Genomic DNA, 13,134 nt, shown 5'->3' with positions numbered 1-13,134 from the left:
TCCTATGGGAATGAAGGGGGTCAACGGGACACCACTTCGCCGGTCCTGCGATCGACGACGTCGCCGTTCATCAACTTGCGGAAACGGGGATTCGACAGGCTCGACTTCGGTTTGGCGATGCCCAGGTGCTTCGCCTTGATGCGCTTCGCCTTGGCGATTGCCGTCACGTCGAGCTTATCTTTGCCGCGGCGGCATTCCTCGTGCGCCGGGGCGCAGTTGCCGTCATCGTCCTTGCCGCCGAGGCCGAGGGCGATCAGATGCTCGATCGTCCATTTCTGGCGAACGCCGTCGATCTTCCCTTCGCAAAGGCAGCAGCGGCCGCCGTGGGCTTCGAAAATGCGCAGACGGCGCATGGGCGACATTGTCCCGCGTCTGGTGGTGCCGACGTCTGTCATGCGGCGACCTTCTCGATCTGGTCGATGTTCTGCTTGATGACGCGGAAGGTGTAGGCGACAACCCAAGGGTTCGCCTTCCATGCGCCTTTGCCGTTGATCTCGTCCCAGAGCCACCGGTACCAAACTCCAGGCGAGACAGTGACGCCGGGAACATCGGTCAGCACCATGGCACCTCCGTCCATGCCGGGATGCTTGGAAGGCTCGGCACCCTCGGCGAGGGCATCCGCCTCACTGATACTCTGCAGGCGCTCGACGCGAACGTCGGTGACGATCAGCGTCAGGCGAGAGAACTCCCGCGGCATGTGGATCGACGGCCAGAACTTCGCGTGCGGATAGTCTGGGTTGTCGTCGGCCTGATAGATCGCGTAGCCGAACGGAGACATCCGAGCTTCCGAGATCGAGAAGTCGTGGTCGCCAGTGTGCGACCAGGTTTCCCGCACCCAGAGCCTATCGCCAACACCGATGCGAGGCGAAAAGTGATAATCGACGAGCCCCTTGCCAGCAGGACGAGACATGAAGCTGCCGGCGGCGTCCTTCATTTCGTAGACTGGCCGGCCATCTTTGTCGGTCGCGACCTTCACGAAATCCATGACCTTTTCGACGCCGGGGAAATTGACCAGGCGGCGGGTCTGGGTCTTCCGACCGGCGAGCAATGCGCGGACCATCGGCCCGGAGAAGAGAATGGGGCGATCAGCCATCATGCCACCTCCGGAAACGCGTTGTGCTCGATACCGTCGAGGAGCCTGCCGGCAAACTTCTTCCCGACCTTCTGCATCGGATAGCCGCCGTCGGCGCGCTCGCCGCTATAGGTCAGCCGGCAACATCCGCCAGCATCGGACGGCCACTCGCCGCCGTCGTAGTGGGAGAGCGGAATCCACTCGCCATTCTGTTTGTGGTGGTAGGGGACGCCAGCGGCCGCCGCCTGGTCGCGCAGGCTACGGAACCAATCATGATGCGACGGGCGCGCCTTGTGGCCGCCCTGGTCGGTCTCGCCACCGGTGATGACCCAATCCGGCATGAAAGCGGGCGGCACAAGGATATCGCTGAGCAGCGGCTCGAACGAACCGAAGGTGAAGAGCGGCTGCAGTTCGATTTTAGCGACCCAAAGTGCTGGTAGATTCTTGTCAGCGCGGGGCTGATCCTCGCACGTCGCGCCGAGCGCTGCGTTTCTCGGCAGCCCGCCGGCGGCGTCGGAAAGCTTGACGATGTTTTGCGGCCGCTTCGTCAGCAGCAGATAAACGAGGCGCGGGGTGTCGCGCATGACGTTGAAGGCATCGGCGCGCCACTCTGCCGGAACCTGGTTATCGAAGATGTCGGCGAGGCTGGCGCAGAAGACGAAGGGACGGCTGCCGTCCTTCTCGGCCTGGCGCTGCCAGCGGCGCGGGTCATTCCAAGTCTGGGCGCCGGTGCGCTGGCGCGGGTGGTTTCCCCACTGTACCTTGTTGTAGCGCTTGTCCATCAGCGCTTCGGCGTAGCAGCCGTCGCATGCCGGGCTGACCTTGGTGCAGCCCATCCATGGGTTCCAAGTGTGGGTGGTCCAGGAGATCGCGGAATTCTCGGCCATTATGCGGCGCTCCCTGCGTTTCGGTGCGTGGTGCCGCGCTCGACGCCGATCAGGTCGTCGAGGAAGTCGAGCACGGCCACCTTGCTTTGCTGAAATTCCTGCTTATCCATCGCCTTCATGGACTGGCTTTTCGCGACGTACCGGGTGACGGTCGCCTCTTTGACGTCGACGATCGAAAAGCCGTCGATCGGGCGGATGAATGCCGCCATGCGCGATGCTTCCGCTTTGCTCGAGCATACGACCGTGTGAGCGTCGCAATAGCCGGTGCGGATCAGTGCATAGGCGCGCAGATGTTCCGCGGATTCGGTAAAAGGCAGGCCGGCGAAATGCTCAGGCAGGTTCCGCCAGGCCTCGGCGACCGATGCGAAGTAATGCCGGTGCGTGTTCATGCTGCGATCGTTGTGCTCGGCGAGGTAATACTCCTCGCCGACGACAAGGTACCGATCCGCCAGCGATTGCCAGCGGCGGTTCACGGGCACCAACTCTTCACCGGTCCAGCGGAACATGAGCGGCTGCATATCAACCTGCCATGAGCGGATGGTTGCGAAGCTCGTCGTTCGCCGGCCGCGAGGGCTTGCGCGCGATAGCGGCTTCGATTTCCTTCTTGAGCGCAAGCGCGTCACCCGGCTGCATGGCCCAGAAGCGTTTCAGCGGTTCCCGGTTCGCGTCCTGCCACTTGATGATGGTTTCCGGCGACGACTCCTGCAGGAACCGCATCACCTCGTCGGCGAACTTACCGACCGGCACGTTTTCAAGCGCCCAGTTGTCGCCCCAGGTGACGGTGATCGAGTTGTCGGCCCCGATCGCGCGCATGCGGTGGTCTTCGCGTTCCTTCTCGACGACTTCGGATGCGGTGAGGTCGAGGACCTTGGCGCGCTCCATTTCGGCTTCGTCGTAGAGGCCGGTGAACTGTTCCGGCCAGCCGGCGCGCAATGCCTGCATCTCGGCGCACTTGGCGATCATCAGGCGCGGCATGCGAGCCCAGTTGCCGCTGTCGTCGAGCGTCTGTTTCCCGGTCTTGTAGTTCTTCCCGTTGTCGTTCTGTGCCCACTCATCTTTGATCGGGGCAAACTCTTCCCAGAACGACTGACCGGCGACCTCGTACCACTCGCCAGACTTCGGATCCTGCTTCCACAGGTAGACGGTCACCGAGACGATGCCTTGCGGATTGAGAGGGCTTTTCAACGACGGGTCGAATTCATAGGTCGGCGGCTTGCTGGCGGGGCGGTAGTCACCGCAGCGCTGGGCGATGACGCGCTGTCCGTCACGGCTGATGATGATTGTCATCTTCCGCTTGGCGGCGTCCTTCTTCGAGAAGACCATGGGGATGATCTGGCCGAGGAACGGGTCGAGGCCCTTGGCGCGCGCAACCTCCATGTAGAGGTTGAATTCGTCGTCATTGCAGTCTTTGGCAATCGTCTGCTTGACCAGGGCGACCTGCTTGGAAGTCATGTCGTATTTGGTGATAGCGTTCATGGTCACTTCCTCCGGACCGTGAGAGAGAAAGAGCCGTTGTCGAGGGTGGCGCCGGGGATAGGGGCGGCATCCTTCTCGCGCAGGTCGGCGGTGAGGGCTTTCTTGTCGAGCTTCGGAGCTGGACGGGGCTGCTCAACCCAGTACTTGGCCGGGATATCGGCTTCGTCGGTGACGATCAGGCCGGGCGCACGCTTCGAAAGCGACAGGGTTGCCGTCGGCAACTTCATCGACATCTGGTCGGTTGCCAGCATCGCCTGTTCGATCAGGGCCCGGATGCGCTCGGCGCGCTTCTCGATCGCCTTGCGGCGTGCCTCGAAGTCGCTTTCCTTGGCCTTGAGGCCGGTCACGAGAACATCGCACTCGTCGAGTTCGGCGATTGCCTCCTCGATCGCTTCCATGAGGTTCGTTTCGCCCTCGATGGTGTCGGCGACGAGGTCGGCGTCGTCATCGGCGCCCTGGTTGCGGAGATCGACGAGGAGGGCCTTTGCCGCCTCGGTCTGCCGGCGCATGCTGTGTTCGATTGCGGGAGCGGTCATCAGACGGTCCTCTCGGCTACGATTTTGCGGTGGATCTCCTCGGTGTTCGCAAAGCCGATCGCCATGAAGGCGAGGAGGGCGAACAGGAGGATCATGAAGTAGGCGGCGGCGCTGAAATCGCGGTTCGCTTTGGCGAGCGCGTCCAGGTCGATGTTTCGCGCCGGCGGGAAAGTGCAGTGGCCGCATTCGCAGTACCGCGCAGCCGGGTCGCACGCGAATTGGATAGGGCGGGTCATGGCCGACCCTCGGCCTTGGCGATCATGGCTTCGGTCTGCTCGATCGCGATATCAAGCTCGGCCGTTGGCCTCCCGCATTCAGCCAGACGAAGGCGAGACACCTGCATCGTGGCAAGGTTCTTGCGCTCATTCAGAAGCAATTCGGGCGCGGCGACGATCAGGCGCGCATCGTCTTCGGAAGCGTAAAGGTCCGCTTGGTAATGCGGGCCTTTCGCCGGGTCGCCGATCGACAGCCACATGCTCTTGTCGCGCCTGACGCCGAACGTCCAAGGGCCGGGGGTGTGCTTTGCCGCGCTCACAGGGCTGCTCCGATAGTCGGCTCGAACTCGCGAGCAGCGAGGCGGGCGCGGTTGTCGTATTCGGGTTGGTCGGTGAAGAAGCCTTCGCCGAAGCCAGAGGCGCGCAGGATCGATAGAACATCGTCGACGGCGCGGTTGTAGACTTCGTCCTCAGACGTGTGCGAGGCGCCGCCAAGGGCTTCGACCTCTCGGTATAGTTCGTGCAGCTTCACGCGGCGGGGCTTGAAGGACATTACGCGGCCTCCTTCTCGATCGAGGGCGTTGCGGTGAAATCGGGGAAATCGGAGAGGCGCTGGTAGGTCTCGACCGTGCAGCCGGGGTAGGCGGCCAACTCGGCGATGGCCTCGTCTTCGTCCCAGAACTCGGCTGCATCCTCGTCGTCGTAGGCGAAGCTGCCGGCGATCGTCAGGAACCGGCCAACCTCGTCTTGGATGCTGTATCGGGTGACCATCGCCATTTGCTTCGTCCTCTCGTCAGCGTCTTGCTGATGAAAGGAATAGTGCATCACATTCACATACTGGTCAATACTGAATGTGAATTACATGAACATTTCTGAAGGTCGCTGTTTTCCGATCGTTCAGCGCCTGCTAGAATCGCCGGCAGCAAAAAGCCCGCCGGTCAGGGCGGGCTGTAAGGACTCGGGGTAACCTTACTTTCGACATGTCTCGCTAGGGGTGTAGACAACGATGATTGTGCAATCCTATTCTCAACTTATGAGCGAGAACCCTGTATTCATAACTTTAAAGATCGACACGGAACAGCCTGTTGAGCTTCATGATTTCGTCGGCGCTTTTACCTCTCTCGCGAATGAGTTCGAGCGCTTCGTCGCCGCGAGCTACCCAGACGCCAAAAGCGACCCGAAAATGTATGTGCGTGAGGTAAGGTACGGCTGCATTGAAGCAGACATGATAACCGGCTTTGCCGTGGCAGCTGCCACTCACATGGATCAGATCCTCGTTCTTGAGGACTTTGTGCGTCGATGGGGCCGGCGTGTCACTTCGCTGATTACACCTGCGCGGGCAACGTCTCCTGAGATCAGTACATCGGCTGAGTTCAGGGATTTCACAGACGCAATGAAATCGGTCGCCAGCGACCCAGTTGCGAGCCACAGGCTTGAAGCCGTAACGTTCTCAGATGGTTTGAGGCAGGTTAAGGCCAGTTTTAAGTTCACAGCAGTGGACGCGAGGACGGCCCTCCAGACGATTGACGATCGCAAGAAGCTTCTGGCCAAGCCTACGTCTGACATTCACCAGCGCGTCCTCATGATTTTTACTCGATCTGACGTCAATGACGCTGATGTCGGGAAGTCGTCCGGCGAAAGAGTGATGATACAATCGATTACTGCCAAGCCTTTGGCGCTCATGTACGGGTCAGAGCTCGCCGAGGCCCGCATCAAGCACGAGATCAGAGAAGCAGACGAGAACGTGTACAAGAAAGGTTTCGTCGTCGATGTAGCGCTTCAATTGCGCGGGGAAAGGCCGGTGGCATTCTCCGTTATGAACGTCCACGATGTAGTTGATCTAACGGACTAAGCGCCCACCAGGCCATCTCTCGCAATCTGCGCTCAACAAGGCAGTGACCCGCAAAGCGAGAGCCTGCTACATTTAGTAGCCGTTAACGTGTGTGAATGATTTCCTAAATTGTTCTTGTTTCGTTCTAGTTTTCCCGGCATGTTTGGGCGGTTTCAAGCGTCCCAGGGAGAACGAGCATGACCTTTTCGCACGCCGGCGATCTGCCGGGAGAAATCAACGACACGGAAAGGGTGTAGAGACATGGCGATCATCCATCAAATCAGGCCCCGATACGCAACCAAGGCCGAGGAGACCGTCGCGGATCTCCTCTACGGCACGGGCGTGAAGACCGAAGAGGAGATGGAGACCGTCATAAAACGAAAAGCTGCTGAAATCTCGATCGCTATGGCTATTTTGCACGGTGGAGATTGGCGGGTTCAGATTGATCATGAGGATGGTCTTGTTGTGATTGCTCGTCGTCGATCTCGCCGAGGAATCCCTTAATCGCCTTGAAAACCGCCGGCAGGTCGTCGCTGTCGATGCCGTAGGCGATTAGGGCTGAACGCAAGGTTATCTTTGGGCTCGCGGGTACAGCCGTTGCCTGCGGATCCGTGCCCAGCAGATCGGCGGGTTTGCAACCGTAAAGCTTTGCTAGGCCCTCCAGGTGCTGCTGAAGGTATGGCGACGTTGCGTTCTCCATTTTGGAGAGAAGGCCACGCGACACATTTATGGAATCGGCCGCTGTTTGCTGGCCGATGCCTTTGTGTTCTCTCCAATGACGAAGATAGGTTTGGCCGAGAACGGGCTTCGGTTTTTTTACTGGTGCCATTTCAGCATTTTCGCATCCCGGCCACTTCTGGTCGATGCAATGTCATTCACATAGTGCTTGACATTCACGTTCATCACATTCACATTCGTGTCTATGTTGACACTCGCCAAACACCTTTCCGAAAACGGGATCACAGATGCCGCCCTTGCTCTTAAGGTTGGCTGTGATCGGTCGATGATCTCAAAATTGAGGGCGGGGAAAGCCACTCCGTCATTGCCCCTTGCCGTCGCTATCAGCCGTGAGACGGGGGTCCCTGTCGAGGCGTTGCTTCCTGCCGGTAAGGAACTCGCCCAATGAGCGCCGACGCCCAGACCATCCCCGAAGACATCATGAAGACCGCGAACATGCTCGGGGCCGATATCCGGCACCACATCGCCGTCTCCAGTCGCGAGTTGATCGAACACGATCCAATACTCGACGCGATGATCGTCAAAGCTTTGCACGGCGAGCGCAAGCGCTGCGCTTCCGTCGCGAGAGACGCAACGATGATGACCGGCGCTCCGGTCGACGAGATTGGCGACGAGGTTGCGGCTGCGGTCCTGTCCCAGCCGAAGGCCTCGAAATTCTGGATGGTCTACGGCATCGGCCAGCGCGGTTCGACATATCAGCACCGTTCGAAAGCCTCGGCGCAGGAAGAGGCAAATCGTCTCGCCAGCCTTCAACCCGGCATTCCCTTCGTCGTGCTGGCTGCCGTCGACGCCTACTGCGCAAACGCTCCCGTCATGCAGCGCATCAAGATCATCAAGCTCGATCCGGTCGACGTCTCGCGCGACCGTGATGACGACATTCCATTTTGAGGACTGACAATGTCTGACGCACACATCGTCGCGCGTGACCAGCTCCGCGCTTTCATCGAGCGTATTGAACGCCTCGAAGAGGAAAAGAAGACGCTCGCCGACGACATCAAGGACGTCTACGGCGAAGCGAAGGCCATGGGCTTCGATACCAAGATCCTGCGCAAGGTCATTTCGATCCGCAAACAGGATGCCGACGAGCGCGCCGAACAGGAAGCGATCCTCGACACCTACCTGCAGGCGCTCGGCATGAAGCAGTACGACATGTTCGACGAGCCAGAGGCCGAGACGAGCCCGAAGCTCGTCGCCACGGTCGCGACCGCGATGCAGACGAACGCGGGCAGGGCGGCATTGCTGACCGCAGTCGACATTATGATCGAGCGCGAAGAGAGCTTTGACCCGACGACTGGGGAAATCCTCGACGACGCGCCCCGCGCTGACGGCGGCGCCAACATCGTCACCAAGCACACCGAGATCGCAACGAACGAGGGAGGCGCCAACACAGATAGCGCTGACATGGCTCAAGGGAGCGTTCCCGACCTCGAACCGTCTGGCCCGGACGTGAATGGGCAACCTAATTCGCCTGAAGAGGCACCGAAATTCCCCACGAACCCCGAAGAGGAAGCCGAGGCCAAAGGCGCGGCGACTGATGACGCGGAGGATCGGGGCGAAGGCGATAAAGACCGTCAGCGGTCGCCCGAGCCCGGAACGACTGACGGGCGCCGGCAGGGCGGCGTTGAGCATCTGACTTCGGTCGATGTCCCTGCACCCTCTTTCCTCGCCAAGCCACCATCTCCGCTGCGACCACACTGCCAGCGTCCCGAGATGTGCGCGGGCATAGGCCGAACTCATTGCCACACCTGCACCAAGGCGATGCGCGAGCACCAGGAGTTCGCATGAACCTCCACGCCGTCGAGCATCAACACGACATCGAGACGAGCAGGGCAGAGGTCTACGCGGTTGAGATCGCGACCGGTGTCCCGCTCCCGGAAGATCAGTTCGACAGAGCCGTCATGCTCGACGTCGAGCGCCGGCCACCTCGCACGAGTTTCACCCGAAGGAGAGCAGCATGATTGCCGTTCAGATCTTGTTCGCCGCGACATTAGCACCCGCCTTTCCGCTTCTGGCAGGCGTGGCCTGGTTCTGCGAAGCGCAGTTCCGCCGAGAGGCTGCTCAGAAGAATTTCAACGACATGACCGACGACGAAATCGCGACGGTGGTCCTGTCCGACCTCCGCCGCCGCGTCATCCTGGATTGATCGCGCCACCTCCTCCCTCGCGATCAACGAGAGCCCCAGTCTTCCTCCTCCCGGCTGGGGCTCTCAACTCTCAACCGGATCCGCTTGTTCGCCAGCCTCAAGACCACGGCTTGAACAGCAGATCCCAAGGGAATGGCCGGTGACGACAGGGGATCGTCACCGGCGGCAAGACCTTCGTGTGCGGCGGCGGTCTTGCGGAACTGAATGACCTGGGAGGGACCGGCTGCCGCGCCAACGGCGCCGTCCTCTCCATCGGAAGTAATGCCTGTGCGCATCAGTCTTCTCCATCAACACGAGAAGAGATCGCACAGGAGAACGACAAGGTGTTGGGAACCGACAACAAGGGCTTGGGGTCTCGCCCCAAGGAAAAAATTCTCAATGAAGGCGGCGACATGAGCGCGGACGTTTTAGAGGCAAGAGATTTACTGAGAGGGGCTTTCCCCCTCGGCCGTTACGGCAAGCTGGACAACGTCTTTTTCGAAGCCAGCAAGTTCATCAATCGCTTTGTCCAGAAGGAGTTCACCCAGCGACGGGCGCGCTCGATCTGGGAGGGCACCGCACGGCGGATTGACGCCGAAGAAATGGATGCGCTGCGGGCAGCAGCAATCGAGGAGAGCAAGCGTGAACAAAGAGAACTGCGTGCCCGTCTGGCTGCGCTGGATGCGAAGCTTGCCCGCGTCAATGCGGCTCCGGCTCGCTCGTCGGTGGCAGCGGATCGCCGGCCGTAGGTTGGACTGGGCCGAGTATTTGGCACCGGAACTGAAGGACGAAGATCAGTGATGCAGCAACTGAGCCTGTTCGACACGCTACGCGGTCCGGCAATTCGAAAGTCGGTCGATCCGGATGGTGGCGTAATCAACGGCGATCCGGACGCCGTGTACCGGCTTCGGCATCCGCGTTTGGCATGGGACCGAGCTACGATCCAACTGCACCAGCACACGGACGGCCTGTGGATGTGGTCGGCCAGTTTTCATTGCGACAACTTCGGCGGTGGCTATCGGGTCGGCCCCAAGTGGGGAAGGTTCGCCCAAACGCGCGCTGACGCCCTTTTCTACGCCGCTTCCGAGATCGAGGACCGTCTCAAAGACAAGCCCGGCAAAGAGGCCGCGCTCGTCCTCGCATGGATCGTCACCCTCAAAGAGAACCCAAAGGCGCTGTCATGAAGAACCGACTCATCGACTTGAACAACCACCTGTTTTCTCAGCTTGAGCGGTTGAGCGACGAGAACCTTACCGTCGAGCAGATCGAAACCGAGGTGAAGCGCACCGACGCAATCGTCGCCGTCAGCGAGCAGCTTATTCGCAATTCCGACCTTTCGCTCAAGGCCGCGACGCTGGTCGCAAACCACGGCGACCGCTTCAAGCCGATGCTCCCGACGATTTTCCGCCAGCCCGAAACCCTCGACGGCAAAGCCATCACGGACGGTACCGAGAAATGAAGGGCAAGTGGATCAGCTACAGCGCCGCCGAAATGGAATGGCTTGAGGCGAACCGCACTCTGCCAATCGGCGACTATCACCGCGTATTCTCGTCGACCTTCCAGCGCGATGACGTCTCCGCGGTAAACCTGCACGCGCTGCGCAAGCGCAAGGGCTGGAAGACCGGCCGTACGGGTTGCTTCGTGAAGGGCCAGGTCCCCGTCAACAAGGGCGTGCCCTGCGAGCCCGGGAAGGGCGGTCGCCACCCGAACGCGCGCCGAACTCAATTCAAGGCCGGTGGCCTACCGCACAACACCAAGTTCCTTGGCCACGAGCGCGTCAGCAAGGACGGTTACGTCGAAATCAGCATCGACGAGCAGAACCCGCACACCGGGTACGAGCGCCGCTATGTCCTGAAGCACGTCTACCTCTGGGAACAGGTCAACGGACCGATCCCAGACGGCATGTGCCTGAAGAGCGTTGACGGCAACCGGCTGAATACCGACCCGGCGAACTGGCTGCTGATCCCGCGTGGAGTGTTGCCGCGATTGAACGGCGGCCGCGCAACCCGCGTCATGGCCTACGACACCGCTCCCGATGAACTGAAGCCGGTTCTCATGACGATTGCTCGCGTCGATCACAAGGCATCCGAGCTTCGCCGCGGCAAGCAGGAGGGAAAATGACCGACCCTGCCGAAATGATCGCTTGGCTCGATCGCCGCATTGCCAGCGCCATGACCTGGCTCGATGACCACGGCCACGGCTCAAAGAAGCCGCGCCCAGAGGGCGAAATCGCCACCAAGGAATACGACATCGCCCGGTTCGAGGAGATCAAGGCCGCGTACCTGAAGGCACTTCAGAGGCGAAATCAGGAAGGGGTGGCAGCATGAGCTTGTCAGTGGAGCTTCGTGATCTTCGCTTCAGCTATGGCTTCCAGGAAAGCTTCTCGCGCCTGTTCCCATGGGAAGGTGCCGAGCATCGCGTCCGTGCATTTATTGAGGGCGTCGGTATAAGCGACGCCGTAGTAGACCGGCCAATGGTCGCTGAGCAGAGTGGATGCCCGGGCGGGCGTCCAGACCATCTGCACCCCGTCGAGGTCCGGAAGCTGGATGATAACGCACTCGTTCCAACTCTCGATCATCTCCGCTTCCTTTTCCTCACTGCCCTAACTGCGGGTTGCGCCCTTCGTTTCGCTCCACAGTCTGGGCTCGGGTCATGCTCACATCTTCGGTGGAATTTCCGCGCCTGGCACCGGAGTGATTGGCGGCGCCTCGTCGGGACCGACGTCGGGCTCTGGCTCCTCGATCGGGGGCTCCGGCAGATCCGGCGGAACATCCGGCGGCAGGTCCGGCGTGAAATCTGGGTCTGGGATATCCGGTATCGGGGTTCTCGGCATTCTGGCCTCCTGTTTGATGGTGCAACCGCGACAGAGCGGTGTTTGTTCCAAGGAGGTGAGGCGTGACCGATTGGTTTTTCGATCCTCTGCTGCCGCTCCACTACGAGATGATGGTCATCGATCCACCGTGGGGTTTCGACCTCTACAGTAAGGAAGGCGCAAAAAAGTCCGCTCTGGCGAAGTACGATCTGATGACCGATGCTGCTGTTCTAGCCTTGCCAGTTGGCAAGCTGGCATCGATGGACTGCCTTCTCTATTGCTGGGCGACTGCGCCGCAACTGCCGTTGGCGATCGCTTGCGTCAAAGCCTGGGGCTTCGAATACAAGTCGGTGCTTGTGTGGCGGAAGACGACGCCGGCCGGCAAGGTTCGCATGGGCACGGGCTACCGCGTCCGCACCACTGGCGAGGTGGTCGTCGTGGCCACTCTGGGCAATCCGAAGCAGGCCGCGATTCCTCAGACCATCTTCGACGGCATCGCCCGCGAGCATAGCCGCAAGCCAGACGAATTCTACGCCCTTTGCGATCGAGTGATGCCGCACGCGCGGCGGGCCGACGTGTTCGCTCGAGAGTGCCGGCCTGGCTGGCATGCCTTCGGCAACGAGGCGACGAAGTTCGACGAGGTGGCGGCATGATTAAGCTCCACCTCCCATACCCGCCGTCAGGCTGGGACCGGAGAGGCCGCAAGCGCAGCCTCTCGCTCTCGATTGTCAGCTTAAGGGGAGAGCCTGCCGCCGCCCGATTTCGTCTTGACCATCCACGGCAGAACCGCCGGGGCCTTGACCAGTATGCCCTTCTTCTTCGCGAAGGAGCGAAGGGCGTCGCGCGCCACCTGAACTGGCTTGTGGCCGTCATGGGCCAGGTAACAAGTCTTCAGGGTCGCCTCGTGAATGATATCGCGATCTCCTTTGGACCATTCCTCAAGGAAATCGATCGCGTCGTCGAGGTTGGTGATTTCGAGGACCAGATCCTTCCTTTCACGCAGGTAAACTGGCCGTTCAAACATCTTCGAGTGCATTGCTACCTCACTGAATTCGTTGGTTTTCAACAAGGAAAGCGCTGGTGCCCAGCGCCCGTCGAAAATTTATTTTCGCGGCTTCGTGAGTTCAAGAGGATGAGGGTGCGTCTTCTCAAAAAAATCGTCTTCGGAGGTCTCGCATGACCTTCCTCGACGCCTACGCCCGTTTCGGTCCCGATTCCATCGCCGTCGCCGAGGCCTTGGACATCAAGGAGCATGAGGCTGACGTGCTGATCAACGATCACCTGAACCGCGAGTATCTGCGCAAAGAGGCCGAATACATCAAGTCTGTCCGGAAGCCTCAGGCAGCACCAGTCGCGCAGAAGCGCAAGCTCGTCCCCTACGCGGGGTACGATAGCACTGCCCATGTCCTCGGCCAGAGCGGAGGGCGTCGCGATGAATGGTGAAC

Annotated in this window: 27 protein-coding genes and 1 pseudogene; 13 read left to right on the top strand and 15 right to left on the bottom strand. The window is 60.5% G+C overall.

Going from position 1 to position 13,134, the window contains the following annotated elements; translation table 11 throughout:
- Positions 1-20: 20 nt before the first annotated feature.
- Genes JVX98_RS13085 through JVX98_RS13040 form a run of 10 tightly spaced genes read right to left on the bottom strand, consistent with a single transcriptional unit; the run spans position 21 to position 4,963 of the window.
- On the bottom strand, positions 21-395 hold the full coding sequence (locus tag JVX98_RS13085) for an HNH endonuclease (RefSeq protein ID WP_205238866.1): 375 nt from the start codon (positions 393-395) through the stop codon (positions 21-23).
- Positions 392-1,093, bottom strand: coding sequence for a hypothetical protein (locus JVX98_RS13080; RefSeq protein WP_205238865.1), 702 nt, complete (start codon positions 1,091-1,093; stop codon positions 392-394). The genes JVX98_RS13085 and JVX98_RS13080 overlap by 4 nt, the downstream gene beginning before the upstream one ends.
- Positions 1,093-1,959, bottom strand: coding sequence for a DUF5131 family protein (locus JVX98_RS13075; RefSeq protein ID WP_205238864.1), 867 nt, complete (start codon positions 1,957-1,959; stop codon positions 1,093-1,095). The genes JVX98_RS13080 and JVX98_RS13075 overlap by 1 nt, the downstream gene beginning before the upstream one ends.
- A complete protein-coding gene (locus JVX98_RS13070; RefSeq protein ID WP_205238863.1) occupies positions 1,959-2,477 on the bottom strand; it encodes a hypothetical protein in 519 nt (172 codons plus the stop codon). Before JVX98_RS13070 ends, JVX98_RS13075 begins: the two co-directional genes overlap by 1 nt.
- A gap of 1 nt (position 2,478) precedes the next feature.
- Entirely contained in the window at positions 2,479-3,435 is a 957-nt protein-coding gene (bet, locus tag JVX98_RS13065; protein WP_205238862.1) for a phage recombination protein Bet, read from the bottom strand.
- 2 nt (positions 3,436-3,437) lie between these two features.
- Positions 3,438-3,971 carry a siphovirus Gp157 family protein gene (locus JVX98_RS13060; RefSeq protein WP_205238861.1) on the bottom strand — a complete coding sequence of 178 codons (534 nt, stop codon included), beginning with the start codon at positions 3,969-3,971 and terminating at the stop codon, positions 3,438-3,440.
- A complete protein-coding gene (locus JVX98_RS13055) occupies positions 3,971-4,207 on the bottom strand; it encodes a hypothetical protein (RefSeq protein ID WP_205238860.1) in 237 nt (78 codons plus the stop codon). The genes JVX98_RS13060 and JVX98_RS13055 overlap by 1 nt, the downstream gene beginning before the upstream one ends.
- Positions 4,204-4,506 carry a hypothetical protein gene (locus JVX98_RS13050; protein ID WP_205238859.1) on the bottom strand — a complete coding sequence of 101 codons (303 nt, stop codon included), beginning with the start codon at positions 4,504-4,506 and terminating at the stop codon, positions 4,204-4,206. The genes JVX98_RS13055 and JVX98_RS13050 overlap by 4 nt, the downstream gene beginning before the upstream one ends.
- Positions 4,503-4,739, bottom strand: a complete 237-nt coding sequence (locus JVX98_RS13045) for a hypothetical protein (protein ID WP_205238858.1) — start codon at positions 4,737-4,739, stop codon at positions 4,503-4,505. The genes JVX98_RS13050 and JVX98_RS13045 overlap by 4 nt, the downstream gene beginning before the upstream one ends.
- On the bottom strand, positions 4,739-4,963 hold the full coding sequence (locus JVX98_RS13040) for a hypothetical protein (protein ID WP_205238857.1): 225 nt from the start codon (positions 4,961-4,963) through the stop codon (positions 4,739-4,741). Before JVX98_RS13040 ends, JVX98_RS13045 begins: the two co-directional genes overlap by 1 nt.
- A 229-nt stretch (positions 4,964-5,192) precedes the next feature.
- On the opposite strand from JVX98_RS13040, the gene JVX98_RS13035 reads away from it, so the two are divergent.
- Positions 5,193-6,038: a hypothetical protein gene (locus JVX98_RS13035; protein WP_205238856.1), complete on the top strand. Its 846-nt coding sequence runs from the start codon at positions 5,193-5,195 to the stop codon at positions 6,036-6,038.
- Positions 6,039-6,426: 388 nt separating this feature from the next.
- Here JVX98_RS13035 and JVX98_RS13030 read toward each other — a convergent pair whose 3' ends face one another.
- Entirely contained in the window at positions 6,427-6,846 is a 420-nt protein-coding gene (locus JVX98_RS13030) for a helix-turn-helix domain-containing protein (RefSeq protein ID WP_205238855.1), read from the bottom strand.
- A 93-nt stretch (positions 6,847-6,939) separates the two neighbouring features.
- On the opposite strand from JVX98_RS13030, the gene JVX98_RS32675 reads away from it, so the two are divergent.
- The 5 genes and pseudogenes from JVX98_RS32675 to JVX98_RS13005 all read left to right on the top strand — a co-directional run bounded on the left by JVX98_RS32675 (position 6,940) and on the right by JVX98_RS13005 (position 8,898).
- The gene (locus JVX98_RS32675; RefSeq protein WP_205238854.1) at positions 6,940-7,143 is read left to right on the top strand and encodes a helix-turn-helix transcriptional regulator; all 204 of its coding nucleotides are present in this window, start codon (positions 6,940-6,942) and stop codon (positions 7,141-7,143) included.
- Positions 7,140-7,643: a hypothetical protein gene (locus JVX98_RS13020; protein WP_205238853.1), complete on the top strand. Its 504-nt coding sequence runs from the start codon at positions 7,140-7,142 to the stop codon at positions 7,641-7,643. Before JVX98_RS32675 ends, JVX98_RS13020 begins: the two co-directional genes overlap by 4 nt.
- 9 nt (positions 7,644-7,652) lie before the next feature.
- Positions 7,653-7,892: pseudogene (locus tag JVX98_RS13015) on the top strand (DUF2312 domain-containing protein); the annotation flags it as partial.
- Between the two features lie 644 nt (positions 7,893-8,536).
- Positions 8,537-8,713 carry a hypothetical protein gene (locus JVX98_RS13010; RefSeq protein ID WP_205238852.1) on the top strand — a complete coding sequence of 59 codons (177 nt, stop codon included), beginning with the start codon at positions 8,537-8,539 and terminating at the stop codon, positions 8,711-8,713.
- Complete coding sequence (locus tag JVX98_RS13005) at positions 8,710-8,898, top strand: hypothetical protein (protein WP_205238851.1); 189 nt, start codon at positions 8,710-8,712, stop codon at positions 8,896-8,898. The genes JVX98_RS13010 and JVX98_RS13005 overlap by 4 nt, the downstream gene beginning before the upstream one ends.
- Positions 8,899-8,921: 23 nt before the next feature.
- On the opposite strand, the gene JVX98_RS13000 is transcribed toward JVX98_RS13005, so the two are convergent.
- A complete protein-coding gene (locus tag JVX98_RS13000; RefSeq protein ID WP_205238850.1) occupies positions 8,922-9,173 on the bottom strand; it encodes a hypothetical protein in 252 nt (83 codons plus the stop codon).
- Positions 9,174-9,221: 48 nt separating this feature from the next.
- Here JVX98_RS13000 and JVX98_RS12995 point away from each other — a divergent pair, with 48 nt between their 5' ends.
- Genes JVX98_RS12995 through JVX98_RS12975 form a run of 5 tightly spaced genes read left to right on the top strand, consistent with a single transcriptional unit; the run spans position 9,222 to position 11,204 of the window.
- Positions 9,222-9,626, top strand: coding sequence for a hypothetical protein (locus JVX98_RS12995; protein WP_192493450.1), 405 nt, complete (start codon positions 9,222-9,224; stop codon positions 9,624-9,626).
- 51 nt (positions 9,627-9,677) lie between these two features.
- A complete protein-coding gene (locus JVX98_RS12990) occupies positions 9,678-10,061 on the top strand; it encodes a hypothetical protein (RefSeq protein ID WP_205238849.1) in 384 nt (127 codons plus the stop codon).
- Positions 10,058-10,336, top strand: coding sequence for a hypothetical protein (locus JVX98_RS12985; RefSeq protein WP_205238848.1), 279 nt, complete (start codon positions 10,058-10,060; stop codon positions 10,334-10,336). The genes JVX98_RS12990 and JVX98_RS12985 overlap by 4 nt, the downstream gene beginning before the upstream one ends.
- A complete protein-coding gene (locus tag JVX98_RS12980) occupies positions 10,333-10,998 on the top strand; it encodes an HNH endonuclease signature motif containing protein (RefSeq protein ID WP_205238847.1) in 666 nt (221 codons plus the stop codon). The genes JVX98_RS12985 and JVX98_RS12980 overlap by 4 nt, the downstream gene beginning before the upstream one ends.
- Positions 10,995-11,204 carry a hypothetical protein gene (locus JVX98_RS12975; RefSeq protein ID WP_205239548.1) on the top strand — a complete coding sequence of 70 codons (210 nt, stop codon included), beginning with the start codon at positions 10,995-10,997 and terminating at the stop codon, positions 11,202-11,204. Before JVX98_RS12980 ends, JVX98_RS12975 begins: the two co-directional genes overlap by 4 nt.
- Positions 11,205-11,209: 5 nt before the next feature.
- Here the strand turns inward: JVX98_RS12975 and JVX98_RS12970 are convergent, their stop codons facing one another.
- Both JVX98_RS12970 and JVX98_RS12965 read right to left on the bottom strand, forming a co-directional pair.
- Positions 11,210-11,455 carry a DUF982 domain-containing protein gene (locus tag JVX98_RS12970; protein ID WP_205238846.1) on the bottom strand — a complete coding sequence of 82 codons (246 nt, stop codon included), beginning with the start codon at positions 11,453-11,455 and terminating at the stop codon, positions 11,210-11,212.
- A gap of 78 nt (positions 11,456-11,533) precedes the next feature.
- Positions 11,534-11,710 carry a hypothetical protein gene (locus JVX98_RS12965; protein WP_205238845.1) on the bottom strand — a complete coding sequence of 59 codons (177 nt, stop codon included), beginning with the start codon at positions 11,708-11,710 and terminating at the stop codon, positions 11,534-11,536.
- 62 nt (positions 11,711-11,772) lie between these two features.
- On the opposite strand from JVX98_RS12965, the gene JVX98_RS12960 reads away from it, so the two are divergent.
- Positions 11,773-12,342: an MT-A70 family methyltransferase gene (locus JVX98_RS12960; protein WP_246765018.1), complete on the top strand. Its 570-nt coding sequence runs from the start codon at positions 11,773-11,775 to the stop codon at positions 12,340-12,342.
- 80 nt (positions 12,343-12,422) lie between these two features.
- Here the strand turns inward: JVX98_RS12960 and JVX98_RS12955 are convergent, their stop codons facing one another.
- Complete coding sequence (locus tag JVX98_RS12955; RefSeq protein WP_205239441.1) at positions 12,423-12,725, bottom strand: DUF982 domain-containing protein; 303 nt, start codon at positions 12,723-12,725, stop codon at positions 12,423-12,425.
- Positions 12,726-12,865: 140 nt separating this feature from the next.
- On the opposite strand from JVX98_RS12955, the gene JVX98_RS12950 reads away from it, so the two are divergent.
- A complete protein-coding gene (locus tag JVX98_RS12950) occupies positions 12,866-13,132 on the top strand; it encodes a hypothetical protein (RefSeq protein ID WP_205239547.1) in 267 nt (88 codons plus the stop codon).
- Positions 13,133-13,134 lie beyond the last annotated feature (2 nt).

Origin of the sequence: Ensifer sp. PDNC004 (genome assembly GCF_016919405.1) — a bacterium.
Taxonomy (GTDB): Bacteria; Pseudomonadota; Alphaproteobacteria; order Rhizobiales; family Rhizobiaceae; genus Ensifer.
The sequence above is the reverse complement of the archived record's forward strand: the minus strand, read 5'-3'. Positions and strand labels throughout refer to the sequence as shown.

Bases quoted from the DNA above. Each gene is read 5' to 3' on its own strand.
- JVX98_RS13085 (WP_205238866.1), bottom strand. From the start codon at position 395: ATGACAGACGTCGGCACCACCAGACGCGGGACAATGTCGCCCATGCGC.
- JVX98_RS13080 (WP_205238865.1), bottom strand. From the start codon at position 1,093: ATGGCTGATCGCCCCATTCTCTTCTCCGGGCCGATGGTCCGCGCATTG.
- JVX98_RS13075 (WP_205238864.1), bottom strand. From the start codon at position 1,959: ATGGCCGAGAATTCCGCGATCTCCTGGACCACCCACACTTGGAACCCA.
- JVX98_RS13070 (WP_205238863.1), bottom strand. From the start codon at position 2,477: ATGCAGCCGCTCATGTTCCGCTGGACCGGTGAAGAGTTGGTGCCCGTG.
- bet (WP_205238862.1), bottom strand. From the start codon at position 3,435: ATGAACGCTATCACCAAATACGACATGACTTCCAAGCAGGTCGCCCTG.
- JVX98_RS13060 (WP_205238861.1), bottom strand. From the start codon at position 3,971: ATGACCGCTCCCGCAATCGAACACAGCATGCGCCGGCAGACCGAGGCG.
- JVX98_RS13055 (WP_205238860.1), bottom strand. From the start codon at position 4,207: ATGACCCGCCCTATCCAATTCGCGTGCGACCCGGCTGCGCGGTACTGC.
- JVX98_RS13045 (WP_205238858.1), bottom strand. From the start codon at position 4,739: ATGTCCTTCAAGCCCCGCCGCGTGAAGCTGCACGAACTATACCGAGAG.
- JVX98_RS13040 (WP_205238857.1), bottom strand. From the start codon at position 4,963: ATGGCGATGGTCACCCGATACAGCATCCAAGACGAGGTTGGCCGGTTC.
- JVX98_RS13035 (WP_205238856.1), top strand. From the start codon at position 5,193: ATGATTGTGCAATCCTATTCTCAACTTATGAGCGAGAACCCTGTATTC.
- JVX98_RS13030 (WP_205238855.1), bottom strand. From the start codon at position 6,846: ATGGCACCAGTAAAAAAACCGAAGCCCGTTCTCGGCCAAACCTATCTT.
- JVX98_RS32675 (WP_205238854.1), top strand. From the start codon at position 6,940: ATGTTGACACTCGCCAAACACCTTTCCGAAAACGGGATCACAGATGCC.
- JVX98_RS13020 (WP_205238853.1), top strand. From the start codon at position 7,140: ATGAGCGCCGACGCCCAGACCATCCCCGAAGACATCATGAAGACCGCG.
- JVX98_RS13010 (WP_205238852.1), top strand. From the start codon at position 8,537: ATGAACCTCCACGCCGTCGAGCATCAACACGACATCGAGACGAGCAGG.
- JVX98_RS13005 (WP_205238851.1), top strand. From the start codon at position 8,710: ATGATTGCCGTTCAGATCTTGTTCGCCGCGACATTAGCACCCGCCTTT.
- JVX98_RS13000 (WP_205238850.1), bottom strand. From the start codon at position 9,173: ATGCGCACAGGCATTACTTCCGATGGAGAGGACGGCGCCGTTGGCGCG.
- JVX98_RS12990 (WP_205238849.1), top strand. From the start codon at position 9,678: ATGCAGCAACTGAGCCTGTTCGACACGCTACGCGGTCCGGCAATTCGA.
- JVX98_RS12985 (WP_205238848.1), top strand. From the start codon at position 10,058: ATGAAGAACCGACTCATCGACTTGAACAACCACCTGTTTTCTCAGCTT.
- JVX98_RS12980 (WP_205238847.1), top strand. From the start codon at position 10,333: ATGAAGGGCAAGTGGATCAGCTACAGCGCCGCCGAAATGGAATGGCTT.
- JVX98_RS12975 (WP_205239548.1), top strand. From the start codon at position 10,995: ATGACCGACCCTGCCGAAATGATCGCTTGGCTCGATCGCCGCATTGCC.
- JVX98_RS12970 (WP_205238846.1), bottom strand. From the start codon at position 11,455: ATGATCGAGAGTTGGAACGAGTGCGTTATCATCCAGCTTCCGGACCTC.
- JVX98_RS12965 (WP_205238845.1), bottom strand. From the start codon at position 11,710: ATGCCGAGAACCCCGATACCGGATATCCCAGACCCAGATTTCACGCCG.
- JVX98_RS12955 (WP_205239441.1), bottom strand. From the start codon at position 12,725: ATGCACTCGAAGATGTTTGAACGGCCAGTTTACCTGCGTGAAAGGAAG.
- JVX98_RS12950 (WP_205239547.1), top strand. From the start codon at position 12,866: ATGACCTTCCTCGACGCCTACGCCCGTTTCGGTCCCGATTCCATCGCC.